General features: G+C 71.8%; 1 protein-coding gene and 1 pseudogene. Both read right to left on the bottom strand.

What is annotated here, in order from left to right:
* The coding region (gene whiA, locus DD1DGNOD_RS13860) for a DNA-binding protein WhiA (protein WP_165036710.1) at window positions 1-335 on the bottom strand (335 nt) is incomplete at its 3' end.
* Window positions 332-592, bottom strand: a pseudogene (locus DD1DGNOD_RS27030) (hypothetical protein); the annotation flags it as partial. The pseudogene DD1DGNOD_RS27030 and the gene whiA, both read right to left, overlap by 4 nt.

Below are 592 nucleotides of genomic sequence, written 5' to 3'. Positions count from 1 at the left end.
CCCCGCTGGTCGAGCAGCCCGGTCGACCGGGCAAGCTGCTCACCGTCACGTTCCACCCGGACGATGTAGCGCACGGACCGGCGCAGTCCACCCGCGGCAAGCACCGCGATGCCGGACGGGAAGCCGAAGACCTCGGCGATCTCCCGGCGCAGCCGCCGGGCGGTGGCACCCGCATCGAGCTCGGCCTCGACGACAATACGGCCGCGCACAATGTGCAGCCCGCCGCCGAAGCGCAGCAGAGCGGCCATCTCCGCGCGGCGACAGCACGGCTTGGCCACCCGCAACCGGCTGAGCTCGTCCTTGACGGTGGCGGTCATTGCAGCCACACGAATCATTCCTCACCTTCACGGGACCGGCCGGCGGTAGCGGGGCCACCGCGCGTCTCACCGTCTGATGTCGCCTCGTCGCTGACAAGCTCGTCCCCGATCGGCTGCCCCTCGCCGAACGGCGCGTCACCGGATGCGGTGCCGGCCCAGGGCCCGGGGCCCTGCGGGGGAGTCCTTTTTCCTTCCCGGCCTTCCCGGCCCTGCTGGCTCTGCTGGCCTTCCTGGCCCGGCTGGCCTGTCCAGCTTTCCCGCGCCGCCTTGAACAC

This window comes from Candidatus Protofrankia californiensis (assembly GCF_900634765.1).
Taxonomy (GTDB): Bacteria; Actinomycetota; Actinomycetes; order Frankiales; family Frankiaceae; genus Protofrankia; species Protofrankia californiensis.
Note: the sequence above shows the minus strand (reverse complement) of the source record. Positions and strands in the feature narration are given on the sequence as shown.